Source organism: Helicobacter hepaticus ATCC 51449, assembly GCF_000007905.1.
GTDB classification, from domain to species: domain Bacteria; phylum Campylobacterota; class Campylobacteria; order Campylobacterales; family Helicobacteraceae; genus Helicobacter_C; species Helicobacter_C hepaticus.
Genome location: NC_004917.1, coordinates 1,197,563 through 1,217,458, shown reverse-complemented (window position 1 = coordinate 1,217,458; position 19,896 = coordinate 1,197,563). Strand labels below are relative to the sequence as shown.

The window sequence follows — 19,896 nt, the reverse complement described above, 5'->3', positions numbered from 1 at the left end:
ATGATTATTAAATACTTAAATCAAAACTTTGAGTAACTTTCCACAATGTCAATATAATAGACAATGCATAAATACCAATAAGTGCATAACGATGGTTACTCAATGTAACCTTGTTCATAAGATAAATGCCACAAGCTACACCAAACATTGATGAAAGTCCAACAATTAAGCCTGATTGAAAATCAATTAAATCGTGGGCAGCAAGTGAAATACTCCCTGATACAGAAGCAAAAATAATGAAAAAAAGTGAAATAGGCACTACTTTTTTAGAATCAAATCCGAGATAATATGCAAGGATAGGCGCAAGGATAAGCCCTCCGCCCACACCCAAACTCACAGCAAAAATCCCGGTGAGAAAACCAGCAATAATCATAAGAACTTTTTGTTTAAATGGGTTTGTAATAGGTGGTGTAGGATTAGCAGTAGTCTTTACATCAAAAGCATATTTGTAAAAACTTATACAAGAAAGAAGCAAAAAAAGTAAAAGAAGGATTTGAGAGGAAAGTGTATCAACAATTACCCCGCTAAAAGCCGCTCCTATAAGACCTCCTAAGCCCACAAATACACCATCGTGAATATTAAGCTTTTTTTGGAAAATATTAATGAGTGAGCCAAATGCAGAGGAAAATATCATTTGCATTATTGAAATACCAATGGCATATTCCATTTGCATACCAAGCAAAAGCAAACAAGGGACGATAATCACCCCCCCACCTATGCCAAAAAATCCAGCAGCCACACCACTTACACAACCAAGAATGATCAAAATCTCTATACTCATTTTTATCCTTACTTGTTTATTTGGGCGATTGTAATACAAAAGAGTAAGATTATTTAAAATAATACCTCCAACTCTACTCAAGCCTTAAACATACAATTTCACTTGGTGCTAGAAAACGAATAGCAGGTCCCCAAAATCCTACTCCACTACTTACATAAAGCTGTGTTTTCTTAGGTAAAAATGCACTATCTGCAAAAACTTTGCGTTGTGGTAATTCATATAATCCATACACATAATGCTGGTCTAGCCATACAAAAAATGACAATGGAAATACTTGTCCTGCGTGTGTATGCCCACATAACACTACATCAAAATCGCTTACATCATTTGAACATACAAATTTAGGCTGATGTGCAAGGAGAATGCTTGGTTTATGCGGATTTATACCTTTTTTTGCAGATTCTAAATCTGGTTTTAAATGATTAAAACGCAATCCTGCCAAATCACTTACTCCAGCGAGATTTAAATCTTCTAACTCAATATTTTTATTATGCAAAATTGTAAGATTCAATGTATGCAAATATGCCAAAATATCATCTATGCCGTGATAATATTCGTGATTGCCTGCAACATAATATACGCCCTCTTTGCTCTGCAAATTTTTGAGTGGGTTTAAATCTGCTTTAACCTCTCCTATCTTATTATCCACCAAATCACCCACAATCACTACAATATCAGCATTAAGTGCATTAATTTTTTCTACAACTTTTAAGAGAAATGCTCCACCTAAAGCTTTCCCTATATGCACATCAGTAATCATTGCAATAGTCTTTTTATTGCGCAAATTTGGGACTTTAATATATACTTCTTTAATAGGCGGGGGCAAAAGAGCATTTGTAAAACTTCTAACGCTAAAAATTACAAATAAAGCTGCTATACTTAAATCAAAAAGCATTTTTAAAAAGATGCGGCGCGATGATGAATAAGGGGATTCAATAGATGGGGCTATGATTGGTGTATTTGTATTGACTTTTTGATATGAGTTTTCAAAGCATTGTTGAGAATCTAAAAATGAAAGTGGTATTTTATTTGCCAAAATACGTTTTAAAAATCGCAGAGCTATTCTTAATACATCTACACACAAAACTGCCATAAAAAAACAATAAGTAAAAACTATGCACGAACTAACTATAATGTATGGCGTAAGTGTAAAAGTCGAATCTCTTATAATAAATAAAGAGATTTCTCCGATTCCTAATGCCACAAGCAAGGCAATCCCTATTTTTTGTCGTTCAAATACAACACTATGACACATAAATCGTTTGTATATATACAATTTCATTAGACTTAAAACAACAAAAATAACCCCCACAAATATAAGAATCTTTATCACTCTATCAACCTTTATTGTCCCACTCACAACCTTAAGTTCAATTATTAAAAAATAATAAGCTAAGTATTACATTTTGATACTTTCATTGTATATAATTAAGTCTAACAATCTTTAAATCTATGTGCGAGGTGTGCTATCGATCCATATTTTATTATTTTATGCGTATTAGCTATGGCTGTTATTTCAGGCATTATCCTTAGTCGGCTTAAAATTCCAACAATCATTGGATACATCATCACAGGTGTTCTTAGTGCATACATTTTTGGATTCGCGTTAGAAGATTCTGAAAGTCTTAATAGTATTGCCGAACTTGGTATTGTATTTTTGATGTTTATGATTGGGTTAGATTTTAGCTTCAAAAGTATCACGGCAATGAAACAAGAGGTGCTAGTATTTGGCGGAATGCAAATAGGAATTTCAATCGCTTTTTTCTTTGTTGTATGCTTTTACTTTCTAGGGTTTAACTTTGCTACTTCTATCATTATAGCAAGCGCAGTAAGTCTCTCTTCAACAGCAATCGTGCTTAAATTTCTTAATGAAAGTAATCAAACCAAAACACCTTATGGCACAGCCTCAATAGGAATCTTGATTTTTCAAGACATTGCAGTTATCCCTATTTTACTAATGATTAAACTCTTAAGCGATAAGGATTCTCATTTATGGGCACTTATACTGACTACATTTCTTTCTGCTATTATTCTTCTCATTGTCCTTGTATTGCCTGGGCGAATCGTAGCAAAGGTATTTCTACGTTTTTCTGCAAATATGAAAACTGATGAGATCTTCGTTGGAGCAGTATTTCTTATAGTATTAGGTGCAGCATATATAAGCAAATCTTTTGGCTTCTCTCTTACTCTTGGAGCGTTTTTGGCAGGTATGATTATCTCGAATACACCTTATAAATATCAAGTTTCTTCAGTTTTAGTGCATTTTCGCGACATACTTTTGGGCATATTTTTTATCACTGTGGGAATGCAAGTTGATGTGATATTTTTACTTGAACACTTTGTAATTATCGTGATTCTAGTCGCATTAATGATGGGAGCAAAAACACTTCTTATGTATCTTTTTCTGCTCTTTTTTAAAGGACAAAGGATTGGTATGCGCATTGCCCTCTCACTCGCACAAATTGGGGAATTTTCATTCGCAATTTTCCTCCTTGCAAGTCAGCATAAAATCCTTAATCTCACCCTTGATGGTGGAATTTTAAAAGCCATTTTTGGCGAAGCGATTTTTGCAAATATCACACCTGAAGAAATTTATCAATTCCTCACTTTAATGGTAATTTTTTCTATGATTGCCACACCCTTTATCCTTGATAGGCTTGATAAAGTAACTGATTTTTTCTTACGTTATATGCACCCATTACATATATTTCAAACAACAAAAAATAATGACGAAGAAGAAACACTACAAGAGTCACACCATAAGGAAGCAGGACTTGAAGGACATATTATTGTATGTGGATATGGAGAGCTTGGACGCAAGATTCTAGAATATTTCAAAGGTTGTGATGTGCGCTATATTGCCGTAGATAAGGATTATAATAAAGTAGAAAGAGGCATTAAAAATGATGATAATGTGATTTATGGAAATATTACTCGTAGGCGCATACTTGAACAATTGGGTATAGAGCAATGTGCAGCTGTTATTATAGCAATAGATTCTATTGAAGTGGTCCAACACGTTTATCAAGAGATTCTCTCTATTGCGCCTTTGTGTAAGATTATCCTTAAAACTAAAAATTCTGCTTTTGAATCTCAAATGAAAACCCAAGGCATATATGGTATAGTGCACGAAAGACGCGAATTAGCAAAAATTTTAAGCGATTTGGCTTTGCAAGCCACAAATGAGTACTTACGAGATTAAGTCTGACTAAAGTTTCTCCCACGCAATGGGTTCTTTAGCGTGCTCTTGAAGATAAATATTAGCCTGAAGAAATACATTGCTCCCTACAAAGCCACGTGCTAAAGGACTAGGGTGAGGTGCAGTGATAATTTTATGTTTAGAGGCATCAATAAGTGGTGCTTTTTTCTTTGCATAATTACCCCATAGCATAAACACCAAATGTTCTTTGTGCGCCGATAATGCCCTTATCACACCATCGCTAAAATATTCCCACCCAAAATGCTTATGTGAAGCAGGTGCATTTGCCCGAACGCTCAAAATTGCATTGAGTAATAAAACACCTTGCCTTGCCCAACCACTCAAGTCTCCGTGTGTCGGTGGTGTGATATGTAGGCTCTGAGAAAGTTCTGCATAAATATTTTTCAAAGAAGGTGGGATAGGCATACCCCGAGGCACACTAAAACTTAAGCCCATTGCTTGAGGAGTTTCTACGCCTTCAATAATGCCACTGCCGTGGTAAGGGTCTTGTCCAAGTATTACAACCTTAAGAGAAGAAAGAGGTGTAAGGTTAAAAGCAGCAAAAATCTGATGGGGTTTTGGATATATCATTTCTTTGTTTTGAAGTGCATTCAAATAATGCGTTTTAATATCTGCAAAATAAGGGCTTAAAAACTCGCTAGCAAGGAGTTGCTTCCAATCATCTGGAATTTTTATTTTGTCAAGATTAATTGTCATTCAATGATTTTGGGGACGATAAAAAAGTTATCTTGTGCATTTGGAGCGTGAGTAAGCACATCTTGTGCAATATGAGAATCTTGTGGCTCATCTGCCCTTAATGGATTCTTAAGCGAATCCTCAAAGCATTCTTGTGGCACCTCAACAGCAGCAATATTCTCTACAAATCCAAGAATCTCGCTTAATTGTGTCTGCATATCATCACGCTTATTCTCATCAATATGGAGCATAGATAGTCGTTCAAGCTTGCTTAAAAGCGCATCATCAATACGCATTTTCTCTCCTTGATTAAATCTTAAATATACATTATAACATAAATTCGTAGGCTTTCTATAAAATCTCATTCATAAACGATGCAATACGTTGTATCTCTAAATTGCCTTTGTTATATTTTTGTTTGCAAAAAAGCTCAAATGAAAGAGCCGCTTGATTTATAAGCATTTCTTTTCCATCACTACAACTAAGATGGAATGATTGAGCTAAAGCAAGAAAAGGTGTGCATTTCCCATAAATAAGGTCAAATGCATATTTACCACAAGAGCAGAGTTCTTTAAGTTGTGATTCATCACAAGGCAATAGATTATCATTAAGCCCTGCACTTGTAGTATTAATAAGAATATCATAACTACAAGTGGGTTTAAATTCACTGTTTACATAGCATTCAAAACCTTTATGAACAAAAAAGCTAAGATTTTGCACGGAGCGATTAATAAGCGTTGTTGGAATATTATGAGATTGAAGTATCATCGCTACTGCCTTGGCTGAACCACCTGCGCCAATGATAAGGGCATTTTTAATCTTATATTCTTTAATGCACTCATAGAATCCTTGCGCATCTGTATTATAACCAACAAGATGATTTTTGTCCTCAAGCACCCAAGTATTACAAGCGCCAATATTTTGGGCTACTCCGCGCACCTCATCACATTGATTAAAAGCTTCTTCTTTAAAGGGTAAAGTAATATTTGCTCCACTTAAGCCATTTGAAAGAAAATTTTGGCGAAGGTTTGCACCTTTATCAAGCAAAATACGACTATAATAGCCACTTAAGCCAAGTTTTGTAAAGGCGTAATTATGCAAAAAAGGGGATTTAGAATGCGTGATAGGATTGCCATAAACAGCAAAAAAACCAAGCATAGCTAGTTTGCACCTTCTTTAACAATATAATGAGACGAAACATAACCATATTGCCCATTTGAAAGCAAAATCTTTGCCCATTCTTCTTGAATTTCAAGCACGAAAGTATGGTTATTATAGTTTAAATGCCCAATAACTGCTGCTTGTAAATCCGGAGCAGCACGAACTTTAAGCACATCTGCCAAAACAATATATGCTTCTCCTTTGGACTGCTTGAAAGATTCACCAAGCAAACGAGATGCAATATAACCCTCTATACCACGAGCATTTTTTACTTTACTCCACCCATTTTGTGTATCAAGTATGTCTAATACTTCTCCTACATCTACATAAGAAATAACTGCAGATTCTAAGGAAGGTGCTTTGCGGATATTAGAGCGATACTTAGCATAACGATGTGTTTGCACATTGGATTCAGGAGGAAGAGCAGATACTTGTGGATCTTCCAAAGTTACTATTTGTGTATTATTTGTTGGTGATTCTATGGGAGATTCGTTATCAATTAATAGATTTTCAGGCTCGCGAATATTTTGTGCGAGCGAATCTGTATTTTGCAAAATAGGTTGCTCTTCTCCTTCTTCATTGCTAAGAGTATTTGATGTTGAATCTGCTATTTGGGGAGATTCTTTATTTAAAGATGTCTCTTGTGTTGGTGTGCTTGATACACTATCTTTAATAGTTATAAAGTTTTTTTGGGTCATAAGCACAACAATTCCAGCATATACCCCCAACCCAAATAAAATAATTAAAAAAGGAAGCGAATAAAGTTTAAAAAAAGTCCGTGCATTCAACATATATCCTTTGTAATTTTAATTAAAATATATACCCTCATCGCCACATACCTCACCAATGATATACCCGTGAAAAGTATGATTAAGGCGCAGTATTTCATCTACTTTGGTCTTATCTACAGCAAGAATCATACCAACTCCCATATTAAAGGTGCGATACATTTCATTTTTTTCCACATATCGTCCAATAAGTGTAAAAATCGGTGGAACTTGGAGCGAATCTGAGCGTATTTTTGCCCCTAATTGAGGAGGCAATATACGAGGTAGATTCTCTATAATACCTCCACCTGTAATATGCGCTAATCCGTGCAGATATGGGCGCAATGGAGAAGCATATATATGCCTAAAAAGCGGTGTATAAATTCGTGTAGGTGTAAGAAGCGTATCAATAATCATTTGTCCCTCAAAATCCTGCTCAAAAGACATTTTAAGCTTTTCAAAAAGCACTTTGCGCACAAGCGAGTAACCATTACTATGAATTCCGCTGCTTGGCAAAGCAATAAGAACATCACCTACTTGAACACGCTGTATTTCTACCTCATCTCTCTCAGCAATACCTACTGCAAATCCTGCCAAATCAAAATCATCTTTTGCATACATACTCGGCATTTCTGCACTTTCTCCACCAATAAGAGCACATTGAGCTTGTTTGCAGCCCTCTACTATGCCACTAATTACTTTTAGGGCAATATCTTTATCAAGCTTTCCAGTAGCATAATAATCAAGAAAAAACAAAGGCAGAGCAAAGTTGCAAATCAAATCATTCACACACATTGCCACCAAATCAACACCTATATTATCAAACTTTTGCGCATCAATCGCAAGGCGCAATTTTGTTCCTACGCCATCAGTTGCACCTAAAATCACGGGATTTTTATATCCACTTGGTAGCGCGTATGCCCCAGCAAAGGAGCCTATTCCACCTATTACATTTTTATCAAATGTAGATTTTACAAGAGGCTTTAAGCCTTCTACAAGGGCATTCCCCTCATCAATATTCACTCCAGAATCTTTATAGCTTATCATTTAAAGTCCCTTTTTAGCTCATATCCATAAATAGCGGATTCTAACATAAAAAAATGATTTTAGAAAAGACTTATAAATTACTCCCTATAAAATGCCGGTTTAATTCTCTGCAACACTCTAATACGCTAAAACTACCGCTTGCTGGATCAAGCACCACTTCGCCTACTTTGGTGCAAGATTCTATAAGCGCACTTTGCAAACCCTTTGGCTTTGTATGAGGATGAATTTTTATAGAATCTGATGGGATTTTTTCACTCCATATATCACGGATATTTTTTCTCTCCCAAGTGCCTTTCGCTTTGAGCGGTTTTTTTTGCAAAATGAGCAAATATTCACTTTGTCGCCTAGTGCGATAGCCCATACCCATTTTTTGTTTATCCCAAGTAATCAAATCTACAATTTGCAAATTTGTATTTTTAAGCCATTGATGAATCCCCTCACATAAATGAAACTTATCAATCCACAGCATTAAATATTTACTTAATTTAAGCACACGAGCAATCTCTTGTAAAAAATGTATAATATTTTCCTCGCTCATTTGCATTAGATTTGCTCTACCTCTTTGCCGCTCACCTTCATTGCCATATTTCATTTTATCTAATACTCCGCGATATTGCGGGTCAAAAAAACATAAATCAATACTTTGGGATTCTATCATAGACAAAAGCTCTAAGCCATCAATTTTTAAACGCGTATTAAAAAGCTTTTTTTCGCGAAATTTGCTTTTAATAATATCTTGCAAATCTTTACTCATCATTTATCCTTAAGAATTGCTTTAATTTTTTCTGAACATAATTGTAGTGTTAATTAAAAATTTGTGGAATCTTTTCCTCGTCTAAAAGCAATACAAAACAAGTAATCTCAAATATGCTCCGTCTTTTCCTCGCATTAATTGGCTAATCCTATTCTATTTTAGAGGCTACAAATTTTATCTTAGAATCTTTAATATGGCACTGCACTCATAAACTTTAGACTTTTACATTAATCTAATTACTCGTGCGATAGCGGAATTGCCCCTTTTTAAATACAAGCTCTGCCCCACCAATACCAAAAAGCCATTTATTTTCAATAAAATTCTTCAAAAATGCAGCAACTTCGCCACTAATGCTCTTTTTATAAATAATGCCCACTCCATCAGTATGCCCAATAGAACACACCGTGCCACGATGTTTAAATGCAAATACTTTTTTTTGGGGTTTATTATTGAGGATTTTTATAAGGCTTTTGCCCACATAATCTCCCATTTGAGCTGCAAGCTGTGCTGTTGGAGCGTGAATAGCATCACGTGAAGCAGAGATTGCACAATCACCTACTACATAAATATTCTCATATTGTGGGCATCGTAAATAAGGATCAACTTTAATGCGCCCTTTTGTAGTCTCAAAACAAGAACGTTCTAGGCTATCATTGCCTTTAACACCTGCACTCCATAAAATCGTATTGCCCTTAATATGCTTTATCTCTCCATTATGCTTGATCATCACGCCATCACTGCGGCATTCTTGCACATCGCCTCCACAAATCACTTCCACACCAAAAGCTTCAAGCTTCTTTTGAGCCAATGCACTTCCTTTTTTGCTAAACATAGGCAGGATTCTATCACTTCTACCGATACAAGTAACTTTAGGCACATCGCGTGGAATCCCACCAATAAGACAAAGGTCATCAAGCCTAGAACCAAGTTCAGCCGCAAATTCAATACCTGTAAAACCTGTGCCACATACGATAACACTTAAATCATCAGCATTTTTAGTATGGCAATATTCTTTGAATCTATACTCAATAAGCTTATCAAGTTTGAGTGCAGCATTGAGTGAGGAAAGTTTGTGGGCATACTCCTCTACACCCTTAATTCCAAAATCATCGGGCTTAAATCCAAGTGCGATGACTAAATAATCATATTCATATGCTCCGCCATTACCAATAACTCGCTTAGATTCTGGTTCAAATGATAAAATCTTATCTTTGATAAAATGCACTTTTTGCAAATCAAGAATCTTGCGAAAATAAACTCGCGACTTACGCGCACTTAGTGTGCCGATAGCAACCTTGTGTAAAAGTGTCGTTTGATAGTGGTAATCGTGCTTACTAATAAGTGTAACATCTGCATCAACTTTGAGCTGCTCTTGAAGCGTAATGGCTGTGCGTAAGCCCCCATACCCCCCGCCAACAATTAGAATCTTGGGTTTCATAGCCATACCTTAAAATGTAAAATTTTGTGTAAAGTATTGTATCACACTTCTTAATAAAAATTACTTATTTGTAAGGCAAACAAGTAAAATATTAGTTTATTTTTTGATATTTTTACTCATTTTTAAATATTAAGCTATAATTTATATTATGAAAATGTTACAACCACACGATAAAGCTATTCATATAGCACAAACTTGGCGAGAAAATATTCTTAATTGGTATAAAAAACACGGCAGAGTATATCTTCCGTGGCGAAATTTAAGTGAAAAAAATGCTCCATATGGAGTGTATGTAAGTGAGATTATGCTACAACAAACGCAAGTCAAAAGAGTATTAGAGCATTACTATATGCCTTTTATGACAGCATTTCCTACGCTTACTTCTCTTGCAAATGCACAAGAAGAATCTCTACTTAAACTTTGGGAAGGATTAGGTTACTATACACGGGTAAGAAATATGCAAAAAAGTGCTCGCATTTGTTGTCAAAGATTCAATAATACTCTACCACATACTTATGCAGAACTCATAAGCCTACCAGGCATAGGCGCATATAGTGCTGGAGCAATTTTATGCTTTGGGTTAAGGCAAAATGTAGCATTTGTTGATGGGAACATTCGGCGTGTATTTTGTCGTATTTTTGCGCTCTCCTCACCTACACAAAAATCATTAGAGGAACTTGCTTGGATACTTTTAGAGCCAAAATATAGCTTTGATTACAATCAAGCACTACTTGATATAGGCGCAATGATTTGCACACCCAAATCGCCCTCTTGCCTTATTTGCCCATTGCAACAATTATGTGAAGGGCAAATCACTCCAGAACTTTATCCTACGCCCAAAAAATCACAGCTCCAGCCTTTGCATCTCCACCTTGCTCTTTGCATCTCCCAAAATATAAACAACAAGACTGAAATTGGACTATTGCGTTCCACACAGAATCTTTATCGAGGACTTTATAATCTTCCTCGTCTCTCCGAAGAGGAAGCCAAAACTTATGGCACAAAATGCGGTGAATACAAACATCACTATACAAAATACGCCATCACTGCTACAATCTACCATATATCTTTTGAAGATTTGATACATATTTCCACATATCAAAAAAAAGAAGAGATTACCTTTTTCACATTGCAAGACTTACAAAATAAGCCTCTTTCTTCATTGTGTAAAAAGGCACTTGTATGTGCACAAATACATTAATATTCATCGCTAGAAATTAAGAAAAGAAGTTGCGCATCTTTAGAATACTCAACTTCTTTATTAGGATTGTAACTCAATGCCAAATTAAATCACACCTTGGTCTATCATTGCTCCAGCAACCTTGCGGAATCCTGCAATATTTGCACCAAGCACTAAGTTTGTAGGCTCACCAAATTCTTTTGCAGTTTCACTTGCATTTGCATAAATGCTTTCCATAATAGTATGTAAGCGTTTATCCACAACTTCAAAAGTCCACGGATTCATACTTGCATTTTGTGCCATTTCCAAACCACTGACTGCTACACCACCTGCATTTGCAGCCTTACCTGGTCCATAGCAGATTTTTGCATCAAGAAATTGATGAACAGCTTCAATGGTTGAAGGCATATTTGCCCCTTCACTGACACATTTGCAACCATTCGCAAGAAGTGTTTTAGCATCATTCCCATTGAGTTCATTTTGTGTTGCACTTGGGAATGCCGCAAAACAAGGGATAGCCCATACAGGATTGCTATCTTTTGGATAATCAGCCACTTTTGTATAAACCGCTTGAGGTCTTGCTTTTGCATATTCTGCAAGTGTTAAACGTTTGATTTCTTTGACTTCTTTGAGTAATGCTAAATCAATACCCTCTTTATCATAAATCATACCTTGAGAATCACTTGCAGTAACAGGAATTGCCCCAAGCTGAAGGAGTTTTTCAATCGTATAAATAGCAACATTACCCGCACCTGAAACGCTACAAACTTTGCCCTCTAAACTTTCACCTCTATCTTTAAGCATTTCTTGAGCAAAATATACACAACCATAACCTGTTGCTTCCGTGCGCACAAGACTTCCGCCCCAAGGAATTGCCTTACCTGTAAAGACACCTTCAAAGCAGTTTGTTAATTTACGATATTGTCCAAAAAGATAGCCTATTTCTCTACCACCTACGCCAATATCTCCTGCTGGAACATCAGTGGTTGCACCGATATGACGATAAAGCTCATTCATAAAAGCTTGACAAAATCGCATTATCTCGCCTTCACTCTTTCCTTTTGGGTCAAAATCACTTCCGCCCTTACCACCTCCCATAGCGAGAGTTGTAAGAGAGTTTTTTAGAATCTGCTCAAATCCTAAAAATTTAATTACACCTTCATTTACACTTGGGTGAAAACGCAAACCACCTTTATATGGTCCAATAGCAGCATTAAATTCAATACGATAAGCTCGGTTTGTTTGGATTTTACCATTATCATCAGTCCAACTTACACGAAAATGGATTTCTCTATCTGGTATTGTGAGACGCTCAAGTATCGCATAAGTTTCATATTTCTTATCCTTTTGAAGAGCCGGTTCTAGAGATTCAAAAACTTCCGCCACAGCTTGATGAAAAAGCGTTTGTGAAGGATATTGTTCCTTAAGTTTGTTAAGAACATTACTTGCGTATGACATAATGGTGCCTCCTTTTTTGGATATTTTAATTTTAAGATGTGCGTTAAACGCATTGCAATTATAAGCCAATTAAACTTGAATATTCTTAATTAAGTTTAATTAAAGTTAAAACTTACAATCCGAGTCCCAAAATTTCCCATAATTCATCAATTTCTGGATTCTCAAGCAAAATTGTGCTCTGTTTTTGCAAAAAATACAAAATTTGCTCTGCGCAAAATGTTTTGCCACCTATACAAGATTGATGTGCAAAAAGAAATGCTCTCCCTAAAGCAATATCTTTTGTAAGTGATTCTTGACATACAAAGCATACTCGCGTATGTTGTATATCTTGATGTGCCCTGCCTTCAAAATAAAGCAGTTTAGCATACATTTCAAGGACTACGCGTTTAGGATTCTGAAAATGAATCTTTTGTGCACCTTCTTCAAGAAGTTGAAAATAAAACTCATCAATATCATAGACATCAAATAAATGCCTATGTAAAAGCTTAATGAAATGTTGCCATATATAATATCGTTCATTTTCAAGCTCCCACTTGTATGCTAGATGCAGGATATGTTTAAGCTTTGGTAAAAAACCTATTTGGCTTTCTTCTTCAAAATCAATTTTGCGCCCTAGATTAATAATACTATGGCGCACACCATAGAATCTATAAAGCGTTTTTATATGCGCGGGAGTGAGAATCTTCACAATCATATCTTCTGTGCGCATTTTTTGCATATCTAAAATATAGCCTTGCACTTCTATCCTTAATTTAAGAAAATTCAGAGCATAATTCTAACCTAAATTCATAAGTGATGAGGTAAGTATTGAGCGAGTTTTTGCACAAGGCAATTTTAGCCACACATAAAATCATTCTTGCTTTACAAGAGAAAAATCAAGCACTCTATGTTACACATAATTTTGGTGCTGGAGGCGATAAAAGCATTGGTGCCGATTTACTCAGTGAAAAGATTTACACAGAACATCTCATCTCTTTAGCGAATATAGACTCTGAAGAAAGCGGTTTTATTAATGGTGCAGGAAATGATTGCATCGTGCTTGACCCACTTGATGGGAGCGATAATTTCCTCTCACATATTCCTTATTATGGTTCATCTCTCGCCTTATGCGATGCAAATGTCAAGGTTAAAGAAGCAGTGATATTTAACTTTTGTACCAAAGAAGGCTTTGCTCACCTTGGAGATAAACCCTTCAGATTCTATATAGAATCCTATATGCACCAAGGAGAACTTAGTTTTATGCCACTCGTTTCTACACCTTTAGGAAAATGTGGCATTTTTGAAAAAGCTTACTGCAATCCTAGCTTTGCCACATTGCTTTATGAAAATCATTTAAAATTCCGCTCTTTAGGAGCAAGTGCACTTTCTATGGCAAAATCTTATGAGGCAAATTTTATGCTTTTTCTTGGCAATATTCGCAAGTTCGATAGTAAAGCTGGATTGTTTTTGTGTGATAAATTACACCATTTACGCACAAACAATTTTACACTTATAAGTAAAGATAAACATATTTTTGATATTATTCACAAATTTTTAATAACTCATAAAGGATAAAAATGGGCTTGAGTGATTTATTTAAAGCAAAAAAAGAAGAAAATAAAGAGACGGGAACAAAAATTGATGCCCCTAATCATTGGCTAAAATGTCCTAGCTGTAATGCAATGATGTATTATAAAGAAGTATTTTCACAATCTCATATCTGTCCTAAATGCAACTATCATTTCAGAATCTCCGCACAAGAACGTATAGAAATGCTTTGTGATAAGGATACTTTCATTGAAATTGATAAAGATTTGCGCCCTATTGACCCACTTGAATTTGTGGATAAAAAAAGCTACAAAAAGCGTATTCAAGAAAGTGAGGAAAAGACAGGTCGGGCAAGTTCGGTAATTGCAGGAGAAGCACTTGTTGGAGGAATAGAAATGCAACTTGTGCTTTTTGATTTTGCCTTTATGGGTGGTTCTTTAGGCTCTGTGGAAGGTGAAAAAATTGTGCGAGCCATTGATAGGGCAGTTGCTAAAAAGCAAACACTTGTGATTCTCTCTACAAGTGGTGGAGCGCGTATGCAAGAATCTACTTTTTCTCTTATGCAAATGGCAAAAACCTCTGCTGCGCTAAATAAGCTCTCTGAAGCAAAACTACCTTTTATTTCCGTGCTACTTGACCCAACATTTGGTGGAGTAAGCGCATCATTTGCATTCTTAGGAGATATTATTATTGCAGAGCCGGGTGCAATCATCGGATTTGCAGGACCCCGCGTGATTAAACAAACTATTGGTGCAGATTTGCCAGAGGGATTTCAAACAGCGGAGTTTTTGCTTGAACACGGACTTATTGATATGGTGGTGCATCGTAAAGATTTAAAACAAACTTTAAGTGATATAAGCAAAATGCTTAATCCAAATTATGCAAATCAACATCTATTCTATAGCTAAAAAAGATGCAAAATATCAGGCATTACTAGAGGAGCTATGTATGCAATGTAAGCAATTTGGTGTAGAAATAAAAATTTTAAATTTACTTCCTCAAGCTGTGCTTAAAGCTCAAAAAATCTCAAGTGCAAAAGCGCAGCAATCTTACACACAAACTTTTCTCCCCTATATTGCGCTTCCTACTGCGTTAAATCTTATTTTACACCCAACAGGACACAATTATGATTCTCAAAGTTTTGCTAAACTCATAGAATCTCAACATATTGTCCAATTTTTTATTGGTGGAGCTTTTGGCTTTGAAGAATCATTCGTGCGATTAGGTAAAAGCGTGAGTTTAAGCGCAATGACTTTTAACCACAAAATCGCTAAACTTGTGCTATGTGAACAAATCTATCGGGCATTAAGTATTTTGCATTCTCACCCATACCACAAATAAGGAGGATTTATGATTGATTATACTTTTTTTGAGATACTTCTCAATGAACGTTTAAGTAAGCTTTGCGACAATATTGATAGCAAAAATACGCGTATCAAAAATATTCAAGATGCTCATCATAAAGACGAGGGCGATATTGTAGGTGCAGGTTTGCAAGGCAATCTTGAAATGGGTATGATTGATTTATATAAAGATGAAATAAAAGATATTCGCAACGCTTTGCAAAAAATTAAAGATGGCACATTTGGAGTGTGTGAAATGTGTGATGATGAAATTGATGTAGAACGCCTTAAGGTTAAACCTCACGCAAAATATTGTATAAATTGCCGTGAGCTTTTTGAACAAACTCAAAAAAAGGAGCGATAATGAAATTAAAGTATTATGTTATTTTTTCAATAGTGTTTATGTTAGTGTGCGGACTTTATCTTTATAGTCTGCAGCCCCAAAACTACACTTATACACTTCCCTTTAGCTCAATGAATATTACTTTGCCCGTGGCAGTATGGATTATGAGCATTGTATTTGTATTTTTCGTAGCAACTTTAGTATTTTTTGCTTCAGCGTGGGCAAAAGATGTGATAGAGGATTATCACCGCAAAAATGATTATGACAAGCTTCTTACCCAAATTAACGAGCAGGCTCTCAATCAGCCCATAAAAAATCGTGTTTATAAACGCAAAGCCTTTGGCGACCTCTCTAAAATATTGCAGAGATTCTATCTTAAGCCACGATTAGATTCTATGGAAAGTTTTAATCGCAAAATTGATACATTATTTGAAAATTACAAAGATGTAATGAGTGGCAAAGTCGTAGATCTCAAAAGCTACCATTTAAACCGCGAAAATAAATTTAATATTCAAAACCTCAAAAATAAAATCAATGCAAATTATAAATTTGGATTTAATGTATTAGGCGAAGAATACCCCGATGAGCTTAAACGACACGCTGTGCTTGAGATTCTAAAACACGCTGAACCAAAAGAGCTTGATAAACTTCTCTCTCAACTGCCTCATCTTAGTATTGATAAAGCGCTTGCACAAGAAATGTTTAGAATCTATTTGAAATATCCTCAAACGATTAATGTTAAAAATATGAGAGAAGCCCTCAAAAATGTAGGGAGTGATGAGATGGAATATATTCAATATGCACGAGAAAGCAAAGGTGTGCTCACACCTGATGAATGGATTAAATTTTTTGAAGAATGCGCAGATAATGATGAAAAGGCAGAAATGGCATTCTTTTATGTGCTTTTTGAACTTGAAATGATTGATAAAGCAAAAGAAAGGCATCGCTCTCACGCTAAAGGTGAATATAAACTTATTGATGTATATTTAGAGCTTAAAAATAGTGGTAAAAATTATCCATTTGATATTTTTCTTTTCCAACCATAAAAACTAAATTATCCTTTTAAGCTTTGCAAGAAATGCGCATAGATTTCATCAAGGCTTTGAAGCTCTGCTTTGAGCTTAGTGCAGTTTTGCTCATCTTGAGTGGATTCTAGAATTTGTATGCGTTTAAAGAGATATTCAAACAATGCCCTATCAATATCAGGTAGCTTATTAATCGCATTTATACCTTGTGCTCGTCCTTTGACAATAACTCTTGCTGGGATTCCAACTGCAGTGCAATCTTGTGGCACATCTTTAATCACAACAGAATTTGCACCGATTTTCGCATTTGCACCAATTCTAATATTTCCTAAAATCTTTGCACCTGCCCCTATGACTACGCCATCTTCTATCGTAGGGTGGCGCTTGACTTTATCAAGGCTCGTGCCTCCGAGTGTAACACCTTGGTATATCATCACATCATTACCCACTTCCGCAGTCTCGCCAATGACTACACCCGTAGCGTGGTCAATAAATACGCGCCTACCTATTATAGCTGCAGGGTGAATATCAACATTTGTTATAAAACCTGTAAGCCCCATCAAAATACGCGCTAATATTTTAAATCCAGCCTTATAAAAGCGATGAGCTATACGATAATGCACCAATGCAATTAAACCCGGATAATTAAAAAATAACTCCACGCTGCTATTAAGTGCTGGATCTTTTTGTTTAATAATACTAAAATCTTCTTTGATAATGCCCCACAAAGTCATTATTCTCTCCCTTTGGTAGCAATAGTGCGTAGATAACTATTTTCACTTAGCATTACATAAAGTTGTCCAAGCATTTCTTTTTTGCCTTCTTCATCAAGATTCTGATTTTCTTCAATATGCTGTTTTAAGCGGCGCTCAATCTCTTTGGTATCATAATCTAAATCATCAAGCACATCTAAACTCGTTTGAGCTTCAATCAAACGCGTAATTTCGTAGCCCTTATTAAGATCATCATCAAATTCAATACTAAATTCAGTAGGGTGAGTAAAAAGATTATGTCGCATACTTAGCACTTCCTGATATGCTCCTACAAGAAAAAACCCTAAAAAGTATTCTTCTTTGGTTACATCAACATCGTGTAAAAAAAGCGGCTGCATAGGATTAAAAGCAATTTCCCCATCAGAATCACAAGTAATATCCCACAAACTCGCACTTCTATTCGGGCGGCGATTAAGCCTATCAAGAGGCATTACCGGAAAGTTTTGCCCCAATCCCCAATAATCAGGCAGGCTCTGAAAAAAGCTACAATTAAGCAAATACCGCTCTTGCACTTGCTCTTGTATTTGGAGAATCTCATTATGACTTTTATGCTTTAAAAGCTTAATGACCTTTTTAATAATCAAATGCACGAGCACTTCAGTATTAGAGCGATCTTGCAAGTCAATATAGCCTAAATCAAAAAGTGTAAGCAAAGATTCCATATGATCAAGACTATCGTGCAAATATTCAATAGCGTTTTTCTCCACCACGCTATTATAAAGGTCAAAGAGCTCTTCAATAAGCGGCGGATTATGTTTTTTAAGCTTAAGAGCTTTTTCATCATACTCTTGAGAAAAAAGCTCTAGCACGGGTGCGATTAGCACAGCGTGATTTGCAGCAATAAAACGTCCGGATTCTATAAGAATATCAGGTTCGGGTTCTTTTTTGTTTTTAGCAATTTCTCGCAATGAAAACACCACATCACCGCTAAACTCGCTCAATGTATAATTGCAACTATTTTTGCCCTCGTGCTGCGTGTATTCTACTGCCAAACCACCGCCGATATTGACGCATTGAAGATTCTTCGCACCTTTTTTACGCAATTCTGCATATATATTTCCCGCTTCTCTAATAGCCTTTTTAAGAGGTGAAATATCGCTCATTTGACTGCCAATATGAAAATGAATCATTGTAAATTTATGTAATAGCTGCTCTTTTTCAAGCATATTAATCGCCTCTAAAAGCTCCGTACTTGTAAGTCCAAATTTTGAATTTATGCCCCCACTTTTTGCCCAAATGCCTACGCCTATACTATGGAGGCGGATTCTAAGTCCGATATTAGGATAAGGTTCGCCCAACTCTTTTGCTACTTCAATAATTGTTTCTAGCTCATTTAAACCCTCAATTGTAAGCGTAATATCGTGTCCCATATTAGCAGCGCTAAAGCCAAGCGAAATCATCTCTTTATCTTTGAATCCATTGACGGTTATGGGCGCGTTTTTATTAACATAAGCCATAGCTAAAATAAGCTCTGATTTACTCCCTGCTTCTAATCCATAGCATTTATCTTGGCTTTGTTCCACTAGAGGAAGCACAAAATTTGGCATTTGATTTACTTTTAGAGGAAAAACTGCCTTAAACTTTCCCTTATAAGAATACTCTTTAATTGCACTTTCAAAGGCTTTGAATACTTTATCAACTTGATTTTTAATTAAATGCGGAAATCTCAATAATAGCGGTCCTTTGTATCCTTTTTCTCTTGCATCTTGGACAATATCAATAAGTGCTGGTTTGTGTTTAAAATTGACTTTGACCTTGCCATCTTTAATGATAAAATCATTATTCGCCCAAAAATTAATCCCATAATCAACCATAATATTTCCTTATGAGTATAAATTACAAAATGAGTTTGAATTATATCATTTTGTGGATATACTTCACTATATTTTTATACTCAATGGAGCAAAAATGAGCATAATGCCTACACTTGATATGGACAAGGATACATTCACACAAGTAGGCTATCTTTACAATTTACTTGATAAAATAGGACATTTGGGTTTATTTGAGCGTGATTTATCGTGCTATATGCTTGAAGTTTTAGCAGTAGATTCTCAAAATATGAGAGAGATAAACTTCGCCCATAGAGCAAAAAATAGCACGACTGATGTGTTAAGTTTCCCTTTAGATGTAAGTGAAGGTGCAGATTCTCACATATTAGCAAAGCAAATGAAAATATGCTTAGGAAGCGTGGTGATAAACTATGAACTTGCTCAAAAAGTAGCAAAGCAGCGAGGGCATAGCACACAAGATGAAATAAGTCTGCTTTTCATACACGGATTTTTGCATATTTTAGGCTATGATCACGAAGTAGATAATGGGGAACAAAGAGCGTTAGAGCAAAAGATTATAGAATCTTTAGGGTTAAAAGAAAGTCTTATTGTGAGAAATACCACATAAAACG

The 19,896-nt window shown here is 35.7% G+C and carries 21 protein-coding genes; 8 read left to right on the top strand and 13 right to left on the bottom strand.

What is annotated here, in order from left to right; translation table 11 throughout:
* Nucleotides 1-7: 7 nt before the first annotated feature.
* Nucleotides 8-781, bottom strand: coding sequence for a sulfite exporter TauE/SafE family protein (locus HH_RS06060; RefSeq protein ID WP_034365083.1), 774 nt, complete (start codon nt 779-781; stop codon nt 8-10).
* A 73-nt stretch (nt 782-854) separates the two neighbouring features.
* A complete protein-coding gene (locus HH_RS06055) occupies nt 855-2,114 on the bottom strand; it encodes a metallophosphoesterase (protein ID WP_011116091.1) in 1,260 nt (419 codons plus the stop codon).
* Between the two features lie 171 nt (nt 2,115-2,285).
* On the opposite strand from HH_RS06055, the gene HH_RS06050 reads away from it, so the two are divergent.
* A complete protein-coding gene (locus HH_RS06050) occupies nt 2,286-3,983 on the top strand; it encodes a cation:proton antiporter (protein WP_011116090.1) in 1,698 nt (565 codons plus the stop codon).
* A 6-nt stretch (nt 3,984-3,989) separates the two neighbouring features.
* Here the strand turns inward: HH_RS06050 and ung are convergent, their stop codons facing one another.
* The 7 genes from ung to HH_RS06015 all read right to left on the bottom strand — a co-directional run bounded on the left by ung (nt 3,990) and on the right by HH_RS06015 (nt 9,843).
* On the bottom strand, nt 3,990-4,697 hold the full coding sequence (ung, locus tag HH_RS06045) for a uracil-DNA glycosylase (protein ID WP_011116089.1): 708 nt from the start codon (nt 4,695-4,697) through the stop codon (nt 3,990-3,992).
* Nucleotides 4,694-4,972, bottom strand: a complete 279-nt coding sequence (gene gatC, locus HH_RS06040) for an Asp-tRNA(Asn)/Glu-tRNA(Gln) amidotransferase subunit GatC (protein ID WP_011116088.1) — start codon at nt 4,970-4,972, stop codon at nt 4,694-4,696. Before gatC ends, ung begins: the two co-directional genes overlap by 4 nt.
* A gap of 55 nt (nt 4,973-5,027) precedes the next feature.
* The gene (locus HH_RS06035; protein WP_011116087.1) at nt 5,028-5,834 is read right to left on the bottom strand and encodes a shikimate dehydrogenase; all 807 of its coding nucleotides are present in this window, start codon (nt 5,832-5,834) and stop codon (nt 5,028-5,030) included.
* Nucleotides 5,835-5,836: 2 nt separating this feature from the next.
* On the bottom strand, nt 5,837-6,628 hold the full coding sequence (locus HH_RS06030; RefSeq protein WP_011116086.1) for an SH3 domain-containing protein: 792 nt from the start codon (nt 6,626-6,628) through the stop codon (nt 5,837-5,839).
* 15 nt (nt 6,629-6,643) lie between these two features.
* Entirely contained in the window at nt 6,644-7,651 is a 1,008-nt protein-coding gene (purM, locus tag HH_RS06025; protein ID WP_011116085.1) for a phosphoribosylformylglycinamidine cyclo-ligase, read from the bottom strand.
* Nucleotides 7,652-7,721: 70 nt separating this feature from the next.
* Nucleotides 7,722-8,405, bottom strand: a complete 684-nt coding sequence (locus HH_RS06020) for a DNA-methyltransferase (RefSeq protein WP_011116084.1) — start codon at nt 8,403-8,405, stop codon at nt 7,722-7,724.
* Nucleotides 8,406-8,637: 232 nt separating this feature from the next.
* On the bottom strand, nt 8,638-9,843 hold the full coding sequence (locus tag HH_RS06015; protein ID WP_011116083.1) for an NAD(P)/FAD-dependent oxidoreductase: 1,206 nt from the start codon (nt 9,841-9,843) through the stop codon (nt 8,638-8,640).
* Nucleotides 9,844-9,991: 148 nt separating this feature from the next.
* On the opposite strand from HH_RS06015, the gene mutY reads away from it, so the two are divergent.
* A complete protein-coding gene (mutY, locus tag HH_RS06010) occupies nt 9,992-11,044 on the top strand; it encodes an A/G-specific adenine glycosylase (protein WP_011116082.1) in 1,053 nt (350 codons plus the stop codon).
* A gap of 84 nt (nt 11,045-11,128) precedes the next feature.
* Here mutY and gdhA read toward each other — a convergent pair whose 3' ends face one another.
* A complete protein-coding gene (gdhA, locus tag HH_RS06005) occupies nt 11,129-12,481 on the bottom strand; it encodes an NADP-specific glutamate dehydrogenase (protein WP_011116081.1) in 1,353 nt (450 codons plus the stop codon).
* A gap of 112 nt (nt 12,482-12,593) precedes the next feature.
* On the bottom strand, nt 12,594-13,220 hold the full coding sequence (gene recO / locus HH_RS06000; RefSeq protein ID WP_011116080.1) for a recombination protein RecO: 627 nt from the start codon (nt 13,218-13,220) through the stop codon (nt 12,594-12,596).
* A 68-nt stretch (nt 13,221-13,288) separates the two neighbouring features.
* Here recO and HH_RS05995 point away from each other — a divergent pair, with 68 nt between their 5' ends.
* From HH_RS05995 to HH_RS05975, 5 genes are read left to right on the top strand one after another with little or no spacing between them, the layout of a single operon-like run.
* The gene (locus HH_RS05995) at nt 13,289-14,035 is read left to right on the top strand and encodes an inositol monophosphatase family protein (protein ID WP_011116079.1); all 747 of its coding nucleotides are present in this window, start codon (nt 13,289-13,291) and stop codon (nt 14,033-14,035) included.
* A 2-nt stretch (nt 14,036-14,037) separates the two neighbouring features.
* A complete protein-coding gene (gene accD / locus HH_RS05990; protein ID WP_011116078.1) occupies nt 14,038-14,916 on the top strand; it encodes an acetyl-CoA carboxylase, carboxyltransferase subunit beta in 879 nt (292 codons plus the stop codon).
* Nucleotides 14,888-15,349 carry a 23S rRNA (pseudouridine(1915)-N(3))-methyltransferase RlmH gene (gene rlmH / locus HH_RS05985; protein ID WP_011116077.1) on the top strand — a complete coding sequence of 154 codons (462 nt, stop codon included), beginning with the start codon at nt 14,888-14,890 and terminating at the stop codon, nt 15,347-15,349. The genes accD and rlmH overlap by 29 nt, the downstream gene beginning before the upstream one ends.
* Before the next feature lie 9 nt (nt 15,350-15,358).
* Nucleotides 15,359-15,715, top strand: coding sequence for an RNA polymerase-binding protein DksA (gene dksA / locus HH_RS05980; protein ID WP_011116076.1), 357 nt, complete (start codon nt 15,359-15,361; stop codon nt 15,713-15,715).
* Nucleotides 15,715-16,740, top strand: coding sequence for a hypothetical protein (locus tag HH_RS05975; protein WP_011116075.1), 1,026 nt, complete (start codon nt 15,715-15,717; stop codon nt 16,738-16,740). The genes dksA and HH_RS05975 overlap by 1 nt, the downstream gene beginning before the upstream one ends.
* A gap of 8 nt (nt 16,741-16,748) precedes the next feature.
* On the opposite strand, the gene cysE is transcribed toward HH_RS05975, so the two are convergent.
* Together cysE and speA are read right to left on the bottom strand one after the other, a co-directional pair.
* On the bottom strand, nt 16,749-17,453 hold the full coding sequence (gene cysE, locus HH_RS05970; RefSeq protein WP_011116074.1) for a serine O-acetyltransferase: 705 nt from the start codon (nt 17,451-17,453) through the stop codon (nt 16,749-16,751).
* Entirely contained in the window at nt 17,453-19,306 is a 1,854-nt protein-coding gene (gene speA, locus HH_RS05965) for an arginine decarboxylase (RefSeq protein WP_011116073.1), read from the bottom strand. The genes cysE and speA overlap by 1 nt, the downstream gene beginning before the upstream one ends.
* 103 nt (nt 19,307-19,409) lie before the next feature.
* On the opposite strand from speA, the gene ybeY reads away from it, so the two are divergent.
* Nucleotides 19,410-19,892, top strand: a complete 483-nt coding sequence (gene ybeY, locus HH_RS05960; protein ID WP_414843410.1) for an rRNA maturation RNase YbeY — start codon at nt 19,410-19,412, stop codon at nt 19,890-19,892.
* Nucleotides 19,893-19,896 lie beyond the last annotated feature (4 nt).